The sequence below is a fragment of the Elusimicrobiota bacterium genome, from assembly GCA_016706425.1.
Classification (GTDB): Bacteria; Elusimicrobiota; Elusimicrobia; order FEN-1173; family FEN-1173; genus JADJJR01.
This window is the reverse complement of sequence record JADJJR010000001.1, coordinates 2395852-2411896: the sequence shown is the minus strand read 5'-3', so window position 1 is coordinate 2411896 and position 16045 is coordinate 2395852. Positions and strand designations below refer to the sequence as shown.

The 16045-nt window shown below is 68.9% G+C and carries 13 protein-coding genes; 12 read left to right on the top strand and 1 reads right to left on the bottom strand.

The genetic code is table 11. The features are described from left to right. Positions 1–12 precede the first annotated feature (12 nt). The 9 genes from IPI56_09975 (at position 13) to IPI56_09935 (ending at position 10893) form a co-directional block, all read left to right on the top strand. Positions 13–1080 carry a hypothetical protein gene (locus IPI56_09975; GenBank protein MBK7546052.1) on the top strand — a complete coding sequence of 356 codons (1068 nt, stop codon included), beginning with the start codon at positions 13–15 and terminating at the stop codon, positions 1078–1080. Further along, the gene (locus tag IPI56_09970) at positions 1077–1799 is read left to right on the top strand and encodes a WbqC family protein (GenBank protein MBK7546051.1); all 723 of its coding nucleotides are present in this window, start codon (positions 1077–1079) and stop codon (positions 1797–1799) included. Before IPI56_09975 ends, IPI56_09970 begins: the two co-directional genes overlap by 4 nt. Continuing rightward, the gene (locus tag IPI56_09965; protein MBK7546050.1) at positions 1796–3253 is read left to right on the top strand and encodes an oligosaccharide flippase family protein; all 1458 of its coding nucleotides are present in this window, start codon (positions 1796–1798) and stop codon (positions 3251–3253) included. Before IPI56_09970 ends, IPI56_09965 begins: the two co-directional genes overlap by 4 nt. Continuing rightward, the gene (locus IPI56_09960; protein ID MBK7546049.1) at positions 3250–4410 is read left to right on the top strand and encodes a glycosyltransferase; all 1161 of its coding nucleotides are present in this window, start codon (positions 3250–3252) and stop codon (positions 4408–4410) included. The genes IPI56_09965 and IPI56_09960 overlap by 4 nt, the downstream gene beginning before the upstream one ends. Further along, positions 4407–5486 carry a UDP-N-acetylglucosamine 2-epimerase (non-hydrolyzing) gene (gene wecB / locus IPI56_09955; protein MBK7546048.1) on the top strand — a complete coding sequence of 360 codons (1080 nt, stop codon included), beginning with the start codon at positions 4407–4409 and terminating at the stop codon, positions 5484–5486. Before IPI56_09960 ends, wecB begins: the two co-directional genes overlap by 4 nt. 1 nt (position 5487) lies before the next feature. Continuing rightward, a complete protein-coding gene (asnB, locus tag IPI56_09950) occupies positions 5488–7407 on the top strand; it encodes an asparagine synthase (glutamine-hydrolyzing) (protein ID MBK7546047.1) in 1920 nt (639 codons plus the stop codon). A gap of 12 nt (positions 7408–7419) precedes the next feature. Next, positions 7420–8364: an NAD-dependent epimerase/dehydratase family protein gene (locus IPI56_09945; protein MBK7546046.1), complete on the top strand. Its 945-nt coding sequence runs from the start codon at positions 7420–7422 to the stop codon at positions 8362–8364. Then, positions 8361–9425, top strand: coding sequence for an NAD-dependent epimerase/dehydratase family protein (locus tag IPI56_09940; GenBank protein MBK7546045.1), 1065 nt, complete (start codon positions 8361–8363; stop codon positions 9423–9425). Before IPI56_09945 ends, IPI56_09940 begins: the two co-directional genes overlap by 4 nt. 259 nt (positions 9426–9684) lie before the next feature. Continuing rightward, complete coding sequence (locus IPI56_09935) at positions 9685–10893, top strand: glycosyltransferase family 1 protein (protein MBK7546044.1); 1209 nt, start codon at positions 9685–9687, stop codon at positions 10891–10893. Here IPI56_09935 and IPI56_09930 read toward each other — a convergent pair. Beyond that, positions 10819–12996 (bottom strand): radical SAM protein, encoded by a 2178-nt coding sequence (locus tag IPI56_09930; GenBank protein MBK7546043.1) that lies wholly within the window; start codon positions 12994–12996, stop codon positions 10819–10821. The genes IPI56_09935 and IPI56_09930 overlap by 75 nt on opposite strands. Before the next feature lie 126 nt (positions 12997–13122). On the opposite strand from IPI56_09930, the gene IPI56_09925 reads away from it, so the two are divergent. From IPI56_09925 to IPI56_09915, 3 genes are read left to right on the top strand one after another with little or no spacing between them, the layout of a single operon-like run. Further along, a complete protein-coding gene (locus tag IPI56_09925; GenBank protein ID MBK7546042.1) occupies positions 13123–13938 on the top strand; it encodes a class I SAM-dependent methyltransferase in 816 nt (271 codons plus the stop codon). Continuing rightward, positions 13935–15080 carry a glycosyltransferase gene (locus IPI56_09920; GenBank protein ID MBK7546041.1) on the top strand — a complete coding sequence of 382 codons (1146 nt, stop codon included), beginning with the start codon at positions 13935–13937 and terminating at the stop codon, positions 15078–15080. The genes IPI56_09925 and IPI56_09920 overlap by 4 nt, the downstream gene beginning before the upstream one ends. After that, the gene (locus IPI56_09915; protein MBK7546040.1) at positions 15077–16042 is read left to right on the top strand and encodes a class I SAM-dependent methyltransferase; all 966 of its coding nucleotides are present in this window, start codon (positions 15077–15079) and stop codon (positions 16040–16042) included. Before IPI56_09920 ends, IPI56_09915 begins: the two co-directional genes overlap by 4 nt. Positions 16043–16045 lie beyond the last annotated feature (3 nt).

The window sequence follows — 16045 nt, the reverse complement described above, 5'->3', positions numbered from 1 at the left end:
GGAGGCGGCGGCGTGGGCCGGGTGAAGAACGTGGTCGTGTTTTCCCAATCCTTGGACCTGGACCCGCTGTTGGCGGCGTTCCCGGCGGGGACCGTGCGCGGGCTGGTGTGGCCGTCGGTCCGCCCGGGGGAACGGGAGGCCGTCGAACGCCTCGGCGTTTTGCGGGGGCTGCCCGTGACGGCGCAGCCGCGCGCCGCCGACCCGGGGGTCGCCGATTTCGTCCGCGTCGTGAAAGGCTGGGCGCCGGACCTCTTGGTGACGAACCATTACCCCATGAAAATCCGCCCGGAGGTACTGTCGATCTCGACCTTCGGTGGAATAAACATCCACGCGGGGCTTTTACCGGAGTTCCGCGGGGCGCACATCCCCCAATGGGTCATCCTGACCGGGGCGTCGCGCTCGGGAGTGACGGTGCACGTCCTCACGGAGGGTTTTGACGAGGGGGACGTGGTGGGCCGCTGCGAGGTGCCGGTGCGGGGAACCGACACCTGGGTGACGCTCCTGGACCGAACGCGGGCCGCGTTCCGGGAATGGTTTCCGACGTTGGTGCCCCGCCTGATGGAGGGGCCGCCGCGCGGCGTCCCCCAGGACCCGGGGCGCGCCGTCTATTACAGGCCGCGAACGCCCGAGGACGGACGGTTCCGCTGGACGGACCCGGTGCGGACCATTTACGATTTGATTCGGGCGCTGGTGGCGCCGAAGCCCGGCGCCTATTGCGACGACGGCGGGACGCGGGAAGTTTTTGAATGTTATTGCACGTTGCAGGCGGTCGCCCGGCGCAAGGCGCGCGCGACGGGCTGGGCGCTTGAAAAAGACGGGCTGCGGCTGGACCCCGCGGGGACGGCGCCCTCCGCCGACGCGGACCACGGCGCGGTGCGCTTCGCCGTGACGCGCGGGGGCGCGACGATCGGCCGGGCCGGGGTGGAGGACATCGCCTTGGAAACGGGCGCCGCCCGCGCGGCCTGGGCCTTTGACGCGGCGGCGGACGACGCGCGCTGGGGCCCGACGGCGGCGGCCCTGTTGGACGCTTTCGCCCGCGAGGAACTGCGACTGCCCCGCGGCGCGGCGGGGGCGCGGTGACACGCGGCGCCGCGACGGTGGCGGCCATCCACCAACCCAACTTTTTTCCGTGGCTGGGCTTTTTCAACAAGTGGGCCCGGGCGGACGTGTTCGTGCTGTTGGACCACGCGCAGTTTCCCAAAACCGCGGGGAACTGGATCAACCACGTGCAAATCCTCACCGCGGGGAAACCGCTGTGGATGACGGCGCCCGTCGTGCGGGCCTACCACGGGGTGCGGCGGATCGACGAAATGGAGATCAACGACAGCACCGATTGGCGCGAGAAAACGCGCCGCACCTGGCGCGCCCAGTACGGCCGGGCCCGGTGTTTCAACGAGGCGTTCCCCCTGTTGGACCCGTTGCTCGCGGTGCGCGCGGCGCGGCTGGTGGACTACAACCTGGCGGTGTTGGAGGGGTTGGGCCGGGCGATCGGCTTGTCGACCGACCGCTGGCGGCGGAGTTCGGCGATCGGCGCGGCGGGGAACGGCACGGAATTGTTGGCGGCGTTGGTGAAGGCCGTGGGCGGGACCGATTATCTCGCCGGGGGCGGCGCGGGCGGCTATCAAGACGACGCGGTGTTCGCGCGGGAAGGGTTGGGGTTGATTCCGCAGGGGTTCGCGCCCACGCCCTACCCCCAGCGCGGGGCGGAGGCCTTCGTGCCGGGGTTGTCGATCGTCGACGCCTTGATGAACGTGGGTGTCGAGGCCACCGCGCGGTTGGTTCGCGGGGAAGCGCCGTGAAGCCCGTGAAAAAATTCGGGATCGCGCGGTTGAGCGGCGACTCGGCCGCCTACGGCGTGGGGGCCGCGCTCGTCCAGGCGGCGGGGTTTTTCCTACTGCCGTTTTTGACGCGCCACTTGACCCTGGCGGAGTACGGCACCGTGGCGTTGGTCGGCATCGCCGTCTTGGTTTTGGACGGGGCGTTCGGCCTGGGGACCGCCAACTCCATGGGGATTTTGTACGGTCGCGAGACCGACCCGGCCCGGCGCGCGGAAATTTTGTGGAGCAACGTCCTGCTCCTGGCGGTGCACACGACGCTGTTGGCCCTCGTCGGCGCGGCGCTGGCGCGGCCCCTGGCGCGCGGGGTGTTGGGCGCGGACGGTTTGGCCCCGGTGGTGTCGTTGGCTTTCGGGACGTTGGCGCTCAAGACCGTGGCCGTGCCCGTGTTGAACGGCCTGCGCTTGGAACGGCGACGGCGGGTCTACGTGGCGATGAACGTGGGCGGGGCGTTTTTGACGGCGGGGTTGAGCGTGTACGCGGTGGTCGCGCGGGAAGCGGGGCTCACGGGGTTGTTCGCGGCGCGGCTCATTGGTCAGGCGATCGCCACGGCCGTGGCGCTGGCGGGGGCGACGCGGTGGTGGCCGTTCCGGTTGACCTTCGCCTCGGCGGGGCGGCTGGCGCGGTGGGGCGCGCCGTCGGCTTTCGGTGTGTTGGCGTTTTACGTGCTGGACAACGCGAGCCGGCTGGTGTTGGAACGCGCCGTCGGGCGCGCCGACCTGGGGGTGTACGCCGTGGCCGTGTCGCTGGCGGCGGTGACGTCCTTGGCGGTGGACGCCTTCGGCGCGGCCTGGGCGCCGTTCTTTCTTTCGTTTTCCAACAACCCGCGCGCGGGGCGCGCGGTGTTCGGCCGGGCGCTGCGGGTGTACCTCGGGGCCTTCTTCATCCTGTCGTTGGGGGTGACGGTGGCGGGGCGGTGGGCGATCGAACTGTTGACCACGGCGCCCTACCACGGCGCGGCGGCGCTCCTGCCGTGGCTGACGGCGGCCTATCTCTGCCGGGGGGCGTACTTGATCTTGTTGCCGGGGCTTTACTTCCGCCACTGGCTGCACCGCCAGGCGATGATCGAGTGGGGCGCGGCGGCCGTGGCCGTGGCCGCGGCCTGGGCCCTCGTGCCCGCCGGCGGACAAACGGCGGCCGCGGCGGCGACTTTCGTCGGCTACGTCGGACTGCCGCTGTTGGCCTACATCGCGGCGCGGAACACCCTCGCCGTGGCCTGGGGGTGGCGGCGGGTGTGGCCGCTGGTGGCGGGGTACGCGGCCGTCCAAGGGTTGCTGCGGGCGGTCTATCCGTCGGGGACGGGCGTCTATCTTTTCGGAGGAGGGCTGATGATCGTCGGGTATTCGTGGTTCGTCGTGACGCGGCGGGACTGGCGCGGGTTCGCGGCGGCGGTCCGGGAGAGGCTGCGATGGGCGTGACCGGTACGCCCGCGAAAAACGAACGGCCCCTGCGGGTGCTGTTCGTCCACAACGCGCTCTATTCGGCCTGTCTTTTGAAAGAAGGGTTTCGCGCCCTGGGCCATCGCGCCGACAACTTGTATTTCGATTTTCACCGGCACTCGAAAGATTTGACCTGGGGGTGCGACTTCGACTTGCCGGGCCGGTGGTGGGCGACCCCGCTTCACCTGGGGTTTTTGGCCTACGCGCTGGCGCGCTATGACGTGTTCCACTTTTTGGGGAAACCCTACCTGGTGCCGGCGTGTTACGCCTTTTTGCGCGTGCCCGCGCCTTGGGACCTGGCCCTGCTCAAACGCGCGGGGAAGACCGTCGTCTACCAGTCCGACGGGTGCTACAACATGATCCGCCCCAGCGCGTGGAAAACCCGCATCGATCCGGCCATCTGCCACGTCTGCCAGACGACCCAGGGGGACACCTACGGGTTTTGCTCCAACAAAAACACCGTGGACCTCAACACGGCCATGCGAAAGCACGCCGACATCCGATGGGGGATCGGTCTGGACGTGGATTTCGAAGAAGGCCTGGATTTTGAGTATTATCCGGTCGACACGGAACGCTGGCGGCCGGGGATCGAGATCCCCGCGGCGCACCGCGTGCCCCGCCGCACGGAAAAGACCGTTTTGGTTTACCACGGGGTCGGCAGCCACGCCGTGGGGCAACGCGGGGACATCAAAGGCACGTCGCACGTCGTCCACGCGATCGACGCGTTGCGGGCCGAGGGGGTCGACATTCAACTGATGCTGATGGAAAAAGTGCCGCACGACGCGATCCGCTTCTACCAGGCGCAGGCCGACATCGTGGTGGACCAGCTGCTCGTCCCGGGCGGCGGGCAAACGGGGCGCGAGGGGTTGGCCCTCGGCAAACCCGTGCTCACGCGCCTGCACCCCGCCCAGAGAAAGGCTTTCGCCGCCGCGGCCCGGCCGGAAGACCCGCCCCCCTACGTGCATGTCGACGCGCGCAACCTCAAAAAACGCCTGCGCCTGTTGGCGGCGCGGGCGGATCTGCGCCGGCGGTTGGGCGAGCGCGGGGCGGAATTCGCCCAACGGGTGCTGAGCCCCTTCGCGTGCGCGGCGCGCTACGCGGCCGCCTACCGGCGGGTCCGGGAGGCGGGACGATGAAGAAGACCTTGGCCCTGGTGGTGGGCGCGCGGCCGCAGTTCGTGAAGGCGGCGCCGCTCCTGCGCGCGCTCGACGGCGCGTTTCGGGCGTGGACGATCCACACCGGACAGCACCACGACCGCGACATGTCCGAGATCCACCACGCGCAGCTCGGGTTGCCCCGGCCGCGCTTTCACCTCGGGGTCCACGGGGGCACGCACGGCGACCAGACCGCCCGCGCCCTCGCGGGCGTGGAGCGCGTGCTCCTGCGCCAGCGGCCCGACGCGGTGATCGTTTTCGGCGACACGAACGCCACCCTGGCCGGCGCCCTGGCGGCGGCCAAGCTCAACATCCCCGTCGCCCACGTGGAGGCCGGCCTGCGCAGTCACGTGCGGGCCATGCCCGAGGAAGTGAACCGGGTCTTGACCGACCACCTGGCCCATTGGCTCTTCGTTCCGAGCGCGCGCGCGCGCGCGCAATTGGCGCGCGAAGGGATCCGCCGGGGCGTGTGGGGGGTGGGCGACATCATGCGCGACGCGGTGCGGCTGTTCGGCGGCGCCGCCGACGCCGCGCCCGACCCCCGTTGGGGCGTGGCCGCGGGGGATTACTATTTCGCCACCGTGCACAGAGCCGCCAACACCGACGACCCCGCGCGGTTGCGGGCGATCCTCCGACTGTTCGGATCGCTCGACCGGCGGGTGGTGTTCCCCGTGCACCCGCGGACGCGCGCGCGGCTCAAGGCCGGGGCCCTGTCGACCCCCGCCAACGTGGCGGCCGTGCGGCCCTTGGGGTACGTGGAGTCCTTGGCGGCCCAGCGGCGCGCCCGGGCGGTGTTGACCGATTCGGGGGGCGTGCAAAAAGAGGCGTACTATTTGGGCGTGCCCTGCGTGACCCTGCGCGAAGAGACCGAATGGCCGGAAACCGTGGCCGCCGGATGGAACCGCCTGACCGGGCTGGACCCCCGCCGCGTGCGGGCGGCGCTGGCGCGCCCCCGGCCCCGCGCCAACACCGCGCTTTACGGCGACGGGCACACGGCCGAAAAAATCCGCGACGTCCTTTTGAACCCCGCCACGTGGCCGCGCGGGACGGGGCGCTGACATGTGCGGCGTGGGAGCGATCCTCTCGTTGACCGGGGCCCCGGTGCCGGACTTGGCGGCGCGGTTGGACCTGATGAACACCTTGCAACGCCACCGCGGCCCCGACGGCGTGGGCGCCTGGGCGCACCCGAGCGGGCGCGTCGGCTTGGCCCACCGGCGGCTCAGTATCATCGACATCGAGGGCGGGGCCCAGCCCATGGGCGACGCCGCCGGGCGGTGGATCTCCTTCAACGGCGAAATCTACAACCACCCGGAACTGCGGTCGGAACTCGGGAGCGCCGGGTTCCGCGGGCGGTCGGACACGGAGGCCCTCCTCAAGAGCCTCGAGCGCTGGGGGCCGGACGCCCTGGCGAAACTGCGGGGCATGTTCGGCTTCGCCCTGTGGGACGAACCGCGCGACGCGCTCTTTTGCGCGCGGGACCGGTTCGGCATCAAGCCGCTCTACTACACGGTCGTCGACGGGGTGGCCTACGTCGCGTCCGAATGCAAGGCGTTGCTCCCCTTCCTCAAGGACATCCGGACGGACGTGGACGCCTTGAAGGATTATTTGGCGTTCCAATTTTGCCTCGCCGGGAAAACCCTCTTCGCGGGGATCCGCGAATTGCCGCCGGGGCACACCTTGACCATCCACCGCGGGCGGTTGGAGGTGCGGCGGTATTGGGAGGTGTATTACAACCCGCAATTCGAGGAGACGGAGGCGTGTTTCGCCGAGGGCGTGCGCGAACGGCTGCGGGAGTCCGTGGGCCTGCACCTGCGCAGCGACGTGCCGGTGGGGGCGTTCTTGAGCGGGGGGCTCGACTCGAGCCTGATGGCGACCTTGGCCGTGGAGGCGGGGGCGACGTCTTTGCGCGCGTTCACCGGCAAATTCGACATGGGGCCGGCCTACGACGAGTCGCACCACGCGCGGGCGGTGGCCGAGGCCAAGGGCCTCCTGTTGGACGAGACGGTGATCCGCGAGGACGATTTCGTCGACCACCTGCCGGCGGTGATCTACCACCTGGACGCGCCGGTGGCCGGGCCGGGCAGCGTGCCGCAATTCCTGACGGCCAAGAGCGCGGCGCGCCACCGCAAGGTGGTGCTGGGCGGCCAAGGCGGGGACGAGATCTTCGGCGGGTACGCGCGCTACCTCATCGCCTATTTCGAGCAGTGCATCAAAGCGGCCATCGACGGGACGATGAACTCGGGGAATTTCATCGTGACCTACGAATCGATCATCCCCAACCTGTCGGCGTTGCGGTCCTACAAACCGCTTTTGCAGGATTTTTGGCGCGACGGGTTGTTCGACGACCTCGGTCCGCGGTACTTCCGGCTGATCAACCGCAGCCGCGACGTGGGCCGGGAGGTGCGCTGGGAGGCCCTGGGGGATTACAACCCCTACGAAACGTTCCGGACCATCTTCGAAGGGGACAACGTGCGCAAGGAGTCGTACTTCGACCGCATGACGCATTTCGATTTCAAGACCCTGTTGCCGGCGCTGCTCCAGGTGGAGGACCGCGTGACCATGGCGCACGGGTTGGAATCGCGCGTGCCGTTCTTGGACCACCGGCTGGTGGAGTACGCCGCGACCATGCCGTCGAACGTCAAATTCAAGAACGGCACGATGAAACACCTGCTGCGGACGGCTTTCGCCGACACGCTGCCGCGGTCGGTGTTGGACCGCAAGGACAAGATGGGGTTCCCGGTGCCGTTCACGGAGTGGGCGGCGCGGCCGGGGCGGACGCGGGATTTCGTGCGGGACACGCTGGGCTCGGCGGCCGCGCGGGGACGCCCGTGGATGAACGCCGAGGAGGTGCTCAAGGGGTTGGACGCGGAACCGCGCTATGGACGAAAACTGTGGGGGCTGTTGTCGTTGGAGCTGTGGCAGAAGCAATTTCATGACCGCGCGGCGGACATCGCCCGCGCGGCGGACTTCAAACGTTGACGAGGTGAACCGATGAGAACATTAATCACCGGCGGGGCCGGGTTTGTGGGGTCCCACGTGGCGGACCGGTTGCTGGCGCAAGGCGACCGGGTGTGCGTGATCGACAACTACGCCACCGGGCGGCGGGACAATTTGGCCGCGCACCCGAACTTGACCGTGGTGGAAGGCACGATCGCCGACCGGAAGACGGTGGACAAACTTTTCGACGATTTCAAGCCCGAGGCCGTCGTCCACGCCGCGGCGTCGTACAAAGACCCCAACAACTGGGTCGAAGATTCCCTCACCAACGTGCTGGGCACGGCCCACGTCGTCCAGGCCGCCCAGCGCGCGGGCGTGAAGCGGCTGATCTATTTCCAGACGGCGTTGTGTTACGGGCTCCACCCGGCGGAGCAGCCGATCCGCGTGGACCACGCGTTGGCCCCGGGGGACAGCAGCTACGCCATCAGCAAGACGGCGGGGGAACACTACGTGCGCCTGAGCGGGCTGAATTGGATTTCGTTCCGCTTGGCGAACGCCTACGGCCCGCGCAACGTGAGCGGCCCGCTGCCGACCTTTTACCAACGGCTGACGGCGGGCAAACCCTGCTTCGTGATGGACACGCGGCGGGACTTCATCCACATCGGCGACCTGGTGGACGTGGCGATGAAAGCCTTGGCGGGGCAAGGGGCTTCGGGGGTGTACCACGTGTCCTCGGGAAAAGATTTCGCCATCCGCGAGCTTTTCGACGCGGCGGTGAAAGCGCTGGGTGTCCGGCTGGAGAAGGACGTGGAGGTGCGCCCCCGCGGGGCGGACGACGCCTTCACGATCCTGCTCGACCCGGCGCTCACCGAAAAAACTTTCGGCTGGGCCGTGCGCACGCCCCTGGACCGGGGCGTGGCCGACGCGGTGGCCTGGTACCGGGCGCACCCCGTGGAGGAGACCTTCACCCACTTGAAGCTGCCGACGGCGCCGCGGTGAGCGCGGCGACGGGCTGGGACGGCGCCCGCGCTCTCGTCGTCGGCGGGGCGGGGTTCATCGGGTCGAACTTGACGCGCGCGCTGTTGGACGCCGGCGTCGCGCGGGTGACGGTGGTGGACAACCTGCTCTCGGCCGAGCGGTCGAACGTGCCGAACGACCCGCGGGTGGATTATCGGGAAGGGTCGATCGCCGACGACGCCCTGTTGGGCGGGTTGGACAAGGCGGTCGATTACGTCTTCCATCTGGCGACGTTCCACGGCAACCAGAACTCCATCGCCGACCCGCTGGCCGACCACGCCAACAACCTCCTCACCACCTTGAAGCTCTTGGAATGGGCCCGCGGAGCGGCGGCCGTTAAAAAAATCGTCTACGCCGCGTCGGGGTGCGTGTTGGCCCCGCACACGAGCGGCGACCCGACGCCCGTGAAGGAAGACGGGCCCGCGCCCTTCCACCTGGACAGCCCCTACCAGATCTCGAAAATCGTCGGGGAGTTTTACGCCGTGTATTACCACGCGGCGCACCGCCTGCCGACGGTGCGGGCGCGGTTTCAAAACGTGTACGGGCCGGGGGAAGTCCTGGGCGCGGGGCGCTGGCGCGGCACGCCGGCCACCGTGTGGCGGAACGTGGTGCCCACGTTCGTTTACCGCGCGCTTTTGGGACAGGCCTTGATCCTCGAGGGCGACGGCTCGTCGTCGCGGGATTTCATTTACGTCGACGACATCGTCCGCGGGCTGATGGCCTGCGCGTCGGCGGGCGCGCCGGGGGACGTCTACAACCTGGCGTCGGGGCGGGAAACGTCGATCGCGGATTTGGCGGAGCGGATCAACCGGTTGGCGGAGAACCCGACGCCGGTGGCGCGCGTCCCCCGGCGGGCCTGGGACCACGCCGGACGGCGCGTCGGCGACACGACCAAAGCCGAGCGCGTCTTGGGTTTTCGCGCGGGCGTCGACATCGACGAAGGGTTGCGCCGGACCGTGGCGTGGACGCGGACGAACCGGCCCCTGATCCAGGCCTGCGTGGACCGCCACGCCGACCGCTTGGCCGCCGCGGGGGCCCGTTGACCCGGGTGATGCCTGCGCAAATAATCTCCTATTTGGCCGGCGCGATTTTGGAGCGCCGGCAAGGAGCGAGAAGGGAGCATCGCGGTGACGATGTGACCGCCGAACGACGCAGCCGCCGCCCAAAAGCGCGCCGGCCCTTCGGGGAGGCCTGTCTTTGGGCGATTTCGTCGTTGCTCGTCGGTTACAATGGCCCGGCATTGCGCCCTCCTCGCGCCTCGAAATCGCCACAAATCCCGGCCTCCCAAACGGGAGATTATTTGTGCAGGCATCACTAGCGCGCGCGCTGGTCTTTTACGCGCGGAGCGTGCCCGGGTGGCGGCAATTGGCCGTCGAGACCGTCCGGCACGTCACGGGGTTGCGCCTGGACCACGTGCCCGCCGGCTGGCGGGACGCCCGGTGGGTGCGGCGTTTTTTTAAAGACACCTACCAGAGTTTGTCTTACGTGGAGGATTGGCGGGAAGCCTTCGCGCGTCACCCGCGCCTGCGCGTGAGCCCCTGCAACATCAACAACCCGGTGGAGATCGTCCGGGCGCTGCGCGCCCTCAAAGAGGCCGACCTCGTGGTCGCGCTGCATTCGGCCGTGGGCGACCACCTGGGCGTGATGCGGCGGATCGGGCGGTTCCTCCAGGGCCGGCGCGGCCCGGCGATCGCGCTCTTCGGCAACGAATACAACCTCATGGACGAAAAAATCGATTTCGCCCGCCGCGCGGGCGTGGACTTCATCGGCAGCCAGTTGCCCCCCGCGGCCGCCGCCCAACTCTACGCCGGACTGCCCCGCGTCCGGGTGCTGCACGCGCCCGCCGCCCTCAACCCCGACGTGTACCGGCCCGGCCCGTCGGGGCCCCGCCCCGTGGACCTGGGCTTTCGCGGGCAGGCCTACCCGTTGTTCGTCGGCGACGTGGAGCGGACCGACGCCGTCAACGCGTTGAGCGACGCCGCCCGGCGCGCGGGCCTCGCGGTGGACGTGCGGTTCGCCCCGTTGGAGCGGGGCGGGTGGTCGGATTTTCTGGCGGGGTGCGCGGGGATTCCGGGCGCGGAGTCGGGCACCTATTTCCTGGAACCGGATTCAAAATTGCTGGCCCGGGCCCAGGCCTATTGCCGCCGCCGGCCCGCGGCGACGTGGCCGGAGGTGCGGGAACGGTTTTTCACCGGGGCGCGGAAGATCAACGGCAAGGCCATCTCTTCGCGGCACTTCGAACCCCTGGGCACGAAAACGTGCCAGGTGCTGTTGGAGGGGGAGTACAACGGGATCTTAAAACCGATGGAGCACTACATCCCCGTGCGGAAGGACCTCTCGAACGTCGACGAGGCCGTGGCCTTGTTGGCGGACCCGGCGGTGCGCGCGCGGATCACCGAGACGGCGCACGCCTTCGCCCGCGCGGGGCACACCTATTTAAAGCGGGTCGACGACCTGGTGCGGGCGGCGCTGCCCGGCGCGGAGGCGGGCGGCGGCTTCGCCGGCCAATAGAAACACGAACGGCATGGCCGGAATGCGCAAACGCGCGTGGGCCACGCTGCCGATGGACAGCAAATAAAAGTACGCGATCGGAACGACGAGAAGCCAAACGCGCGCGTCCCGGAAAAACGCCGCGCCGCCCCGCGCCGCCCCCCAGCCGACCAAGCCGTAATTGACCCCCAAGAACGCCAAGAACAAGAGCGCCCCCGCGCCCAGCGCGGGATGGGCGCGCAAGAGCCGCGACCCCTGGGCGAGAAAGCCGTCTTTGGCGTAGGCCGGGACGCGCGCGGGGTCGTAGGCCGGATCCGCCGCGAGGACCCAGGCCGCGGCCTTGAACGAGTTCCCGAGCCAAAACCGCGCGGACTCTTTGGCCAGCAGGGCGGCGTGGGCCCCCGATTGGGCGGCCAGCCGCCGCAGCGCCCAGCGGTTGCTGTGGGCGCCGGTTTCGGCCCGGTCCGCCTCGGATTGGATCGCCGCGAGGGATTGGTCGAAGGAGGCGCCCGACGACTCCACCTTCAAGAGCGCGAGACGCACGTGGATCAGCGCGCGGTCGATGGTGGTGAAGGCGAAAACGCCGGCGCGGATTTTGTTGCGGACCATCCAGCCGCCCGTCAGGGCGAACGACGCGGCGAGGAACAGCAGAAGGGGCCGGCGCCACGGGACGCCCCGGCGCCGCCACGACACCGCCAGCACCGGGGCCACCGCCAAGAAGAGGAAGAACCCCACCGGCCGCACCAGCGCGGCCAGCCCCAGGCCGAGGCCCGCGGCCGTCAGAAGAAGGGGGCGCGGCCGTTCCAGGGAACCCGCGAGGGCCCAGAAAGCCAGCAGCAGGAACAGAAGGAAAAGCGTTTCCGTCAAAACGAAGGCCCCGTAGAGCACCGTCACGAAATCCACCGCGAGGCAGAGCCCCGCCCACAGGGCGGGCGCCGTTCGGCCCCAGAGGCGGACGCCCGCGGCGAAGAGAACGGCGGCCGACAGGGCCCCCAGAAAAACCTGGACCCACAGGACCGCGCCGCGGGGAACGCCGTCGCGGAAGAAAAGCGACAGGAAAAACGGATAGCCGGGCGTGCGGAAGGTTTCCGCCGTGAAGGGCGCCGCGGGGCTGGAGGAAAAGTCCACGCAGCGGGAGTTCTCTTCCAACGTGGCGCGCTTGTTGATGTTTTGGAGAATGCGCGGGGAGCCGGATTCGAAGCCGGTCAGGATCCAGCGGAACCCCGCGCGCACCATGGCCTCGGCTTGGGCGTCGTTGAAAAGCTGGGATTTGATGAAGCCCCGGAGCTTGAACTCGACGCCGAGGCGCTTTTGCAGGTCGGTGATCCTGTTGAGCAGGTCGACCATGCGCGGGTTGACGTTGAGCTCGTCGTCGTAGAGCATGAAGGCGCGGGTGCCGTAAGCGCGATGAAGGTGCTCGATTTCCGCGACGACGTTTTCGGGGTCGCGCATGCGCGCCCGCCGCAGCATGGGAGAAAATCGACCGCCGCAGAACCCGCACTCGAAAGGGCATCCCAGTTGGGCGATGAGGCTCAGCGCTTTCACCCCATCGATGGTGTAACGGTAACTGTCGACATCCACCAGATGGCGGGCGGGGAAAGGCATGTCCTTCAATTGGGCGCTTTTTAAGAACAAATCGGATTTGGGGTCGTCGCCGTCGATGAAGGCGGGGGGAGCGTCGACCAGGGCGCGCTCGACGGCGAATTCGCCGTCGCCCGCGACGAGCACGTCGAACGCGGCGGCGAGTTTGTCGAAGGCCGCCACGCCGCGCCCGGGACGTTTTTCGCGGGTTTCCATCTTCCGCGAGGCGCTGACCAGGGTGATGTGCGGGCCGCCCAAAATGAGCGTGGCGTCGGGGCGGACCGCGCGGAGAGCTTGGGCGATGGCGAAGGTGGCCGGCATTTGGGGCGTGGTGGCGGTCAGCCCGAAATGGGTGGCGCGGCTGGCGCGGGCGTGCAGGCGGACCACGTCGGTGTGATTGGCGATGCCCGACAAATCCAGCATTTCCACCCGGTGCCCGGCGCGCTCCAGCATCGCCGCCACGCGCAGAATCCCCAGGGACATGAACACGCGTTCGTCCAACAAAAACACTGACGGGGGGACGATCAAACAAACGGTTTTCACAGGGGCATTTTATTATATTTCTCCGCGCGTCCCCCGTCGCCGGGGCGACGGTCCCATTGCCCCATCGGCGCGGATTCGCTAATTTGTCACCGACATGACTTTTTCATTCGATCGGACCCCCGCGCCGTGACGTCGCCCGCCGCCCCGCCGCGGTTCCCGTTCGGGGACAACTGGTGGAGCTACCTGCAATCCGTTGACGAGGACAAAATCGCCGCGGCGCGACAGGCGTTGACCGACGCCCTGGGGCCCGACGGCTGGGCGGGGCGGCGTTTCCTCGACGCGGGGTGCGGCAGCGGCATCCACGCCCTCGCGGCGCGGCGGTTGGGCGCGCGGGTGACGGCTTTTGACTACGACCCCCAATCGGTGGCCTGCGCCGAGTGGCTCAAAAACCGATTCGCCCCCGGCGACCCGCTCTGGACCAACGGGCCGGGGTCGGTGTTGGACGAAAAATTCATGGACGAATTGGGGACCTTCGACGTTGTCTACTCCTGGGGCGTGCTGCACCACACGGGGCGGATGTGGGACGCGTTGGGACACGCGGCGAACCGGGTGGCGCCGGAGGGACGGCTCTTCGTCGCGCTCTACAACGATCAAGGAATTTTGTCCCGCGCGTGGCGCGCCGTGAAGCGGACCTACGTGAGCGGCCGCGCGGGGCGGTGGGCGGTCAAGGCCGTGTTCGTGCCGGCGTTGGCGTTGCGCGCGGTGGCCGCGGGCGTCTTGAAACACGGCGGGCCGTTGGGCCAGTTCCGTTCTTACCGCCACAACCGCGGGATGTCCCTTTACCACGATTGGATCGACTGGCTGGGTGGCTATCCCTTTGAGGTCGCGACGCCCGAGGCGGTGACGGCGTTTTTGTCGGCGCGGGGGTTTCGGTTGACGAAACTCATCCCGACGCGGAGTTTTGGGTGCAATCAATTCGTTTTTGAACGGGGGGCGGCGTGAGCGCGGCGATCCCCGTGACGCACGTGATCCCCGGGTTGGTGTTGGGCGGGGCGGAGACGTTTTTGTTGAGGCTCCTGGGCGCCCTGGACCGCGCGCGGTTTCCGGCGCGGGTGATCGCGCTCCAATCGGGCGGGGTGTTGGCCGACCGGGTGCGGGCCTTGGGCGTGCCCGTCGAGGAACTGGGCGTGCGGGGCGCGTTCGGCGCGGCGCGGGCCTTCGCGCGGCTGCGGCGGCTCCTCGCCGGCGAAACGGCGGTGGTGCAGACGTGGATGTACCACGCGGATTTGTTGGGCGGTTTGGCGGCGCGTTTCGGCGGGCGGGCGCCCGTGGTGTGGAACGTGCGGCAGACGACGCTGACGCCGGAACTGAAAAAAGCGTCGACGCTGCGGATCGCCCGTTGGTGCGCGCGCCTCTCGCGGACGGTGCCGCGGGCGGTGGTGTGCAACTCGGCGGCGGCGCTGGAAGCGCACGCGGCCTTCGGCTACGCCCGGGAACGGCTCACGGTGATCCCCAACGGGTTCGACACGGCGGTCTTTCGCCCGGACCCGGCGGCGCGCGCGGCCGTGCGCGCGGAGTTGGGTGTGCCGCCGGGGGCGAAACTCGTCGGCCTGGTGGCCCGGTTCGACCCGCACAAGGACCACGAAACCTTTTTCGCGGCGGCGGCGCTGTTGGCCGCGCGGGACCCGTCGGTCCATTTCCTCCTCTGCGGGGACGGCATCGACGAGACGAACCCCGCCTTGGCCGAGGCGATCCGCCAAGGGGGCCTGGAATCCCGCTGCCGGCTCTTGGGCCGGCGGGACGACACGCCGCGGCTGAACGCGGCCTTGGACGTGGCGACGTTGACCTCCGTGAGCGAAGGCTTCCCGAACGTGGTGGGCGAAGCCATGGCCTGCGGCGTGCCCTGCGTGGTAACGCGCGCGGGCGACGCGGCGGTTTTGGTGGGTGACACGGGGCGCGTGGTCGAGCCGCGCGACCCCGCGGCCCTGGCCGCCGCCTGGGCCGCCGAGCTGGCCGCGCCCCCCGACGAACGCGCGCGGCGCGGCGCGGCGGCCCGCGCGCGGATCGAGGCGCACTATTCCCTTACCGCCGTGGCGAAACGGTACGCGGACCTTTACGCGCGGGTGGCGGGGGGCGAGGCGTGAACCGCTACGCGGGCAAGACGGATACCCTGGCCGCGCTTTTTGGAAAGCCGGTGACGGTGACCGAGGACGCCGTGCGCGTGGGGGAGGCGGTCTACCCCGTGATCGACGAGGTGATCGTGCTTCTGCCGCCGGAGCGTCGGCCCGGCGCGGGCGCGGCGGGGGGGGCGGCGTTCGCCCCCGACATCCAGGCCACGTTCGGGGCGGAGTGGAGGACGTACAACGAAATAAAACCGGAGCACGCCGGTGAATTTCAAAGATACTTTGACCTCGTGGACCTCGGCGCCCTTCGCGGCGCGCGCGTGGCGGACTTGGGGTGCGGCATCGGCCGGTGGGCCCATTATTTGGCGGACCGATGCCGGGAGATCGTGTTGGTGGATTTCTCGGAAGCCATATTCGTCGCGCGGCGCCACCTGGGCGATCGACCGAACGCGTTGTTTTTTATGGGCGACATTCTGGCCCTGCCTTTTGCGCCGGGAAGCTTTGATTTTGTCTACTCCCTCGGCGTTTTGCACCACTTGCCCGCGCCCTGTTTGGACGTTGTTCGGTCCCTCAAACCCCTGGCCGCCCGGCACCTCTATTTCTTGTACTACGCGCTCGACAACCGTCCCGCGTATTTCCGTTGGCTGTTGGCGGGAGTCACTGTTTTGCGAAAGGGGCTTTGCCGGGTCCGGGGGGAGCGGGCCCGGTGGGCGATTACGAAATTCCTGCTCTGGGGTCTTTACCTCCCACTGATCGGCCTCGGCCGGGCGTTGGACCTCGTGGGTTTGGGGCGGCGGGTTCCTCTCTACGAATTCTACCGCGACCGAAGCCGCGCGCGGATCGAGCAGGATGTCTACGACCGGTTTTTCACCCGCATCGAACAACGGGTGACGCGGGCCGACATTGAAACGCTGCGGGACACTTTCCGCGCCGTGACGATTTCCCCCGACCTTCCCTACTGGCATTTCCTGTGCGAGCGATGACCC

What these genes read in the sequence shown, in the direction of transcription:
- wecB (MBK7546048.1), top strand. Translation starts at nt 4,407, where the DNA reads ATGAAGAAGACCTTGGCCCTGGTGGTGGGCGCGCGGCCGCAGTTCGTG.
- asnB (MBK7546047.1), top strand. Translation starts at nt 5,488, where the DNA reads ATGTGCGGCGTGGGAGCGATCCTCTCGTTGACCGGGGCCCCGGTGCCG.
- IPI56_09945 (MBK7546046.1), top strand. Translation starts at nt 7,420, where the DNA reads ATGAGAACATTAATCACCGGCGGGGCCGGGTTTGTGGGGTCCCACGTG.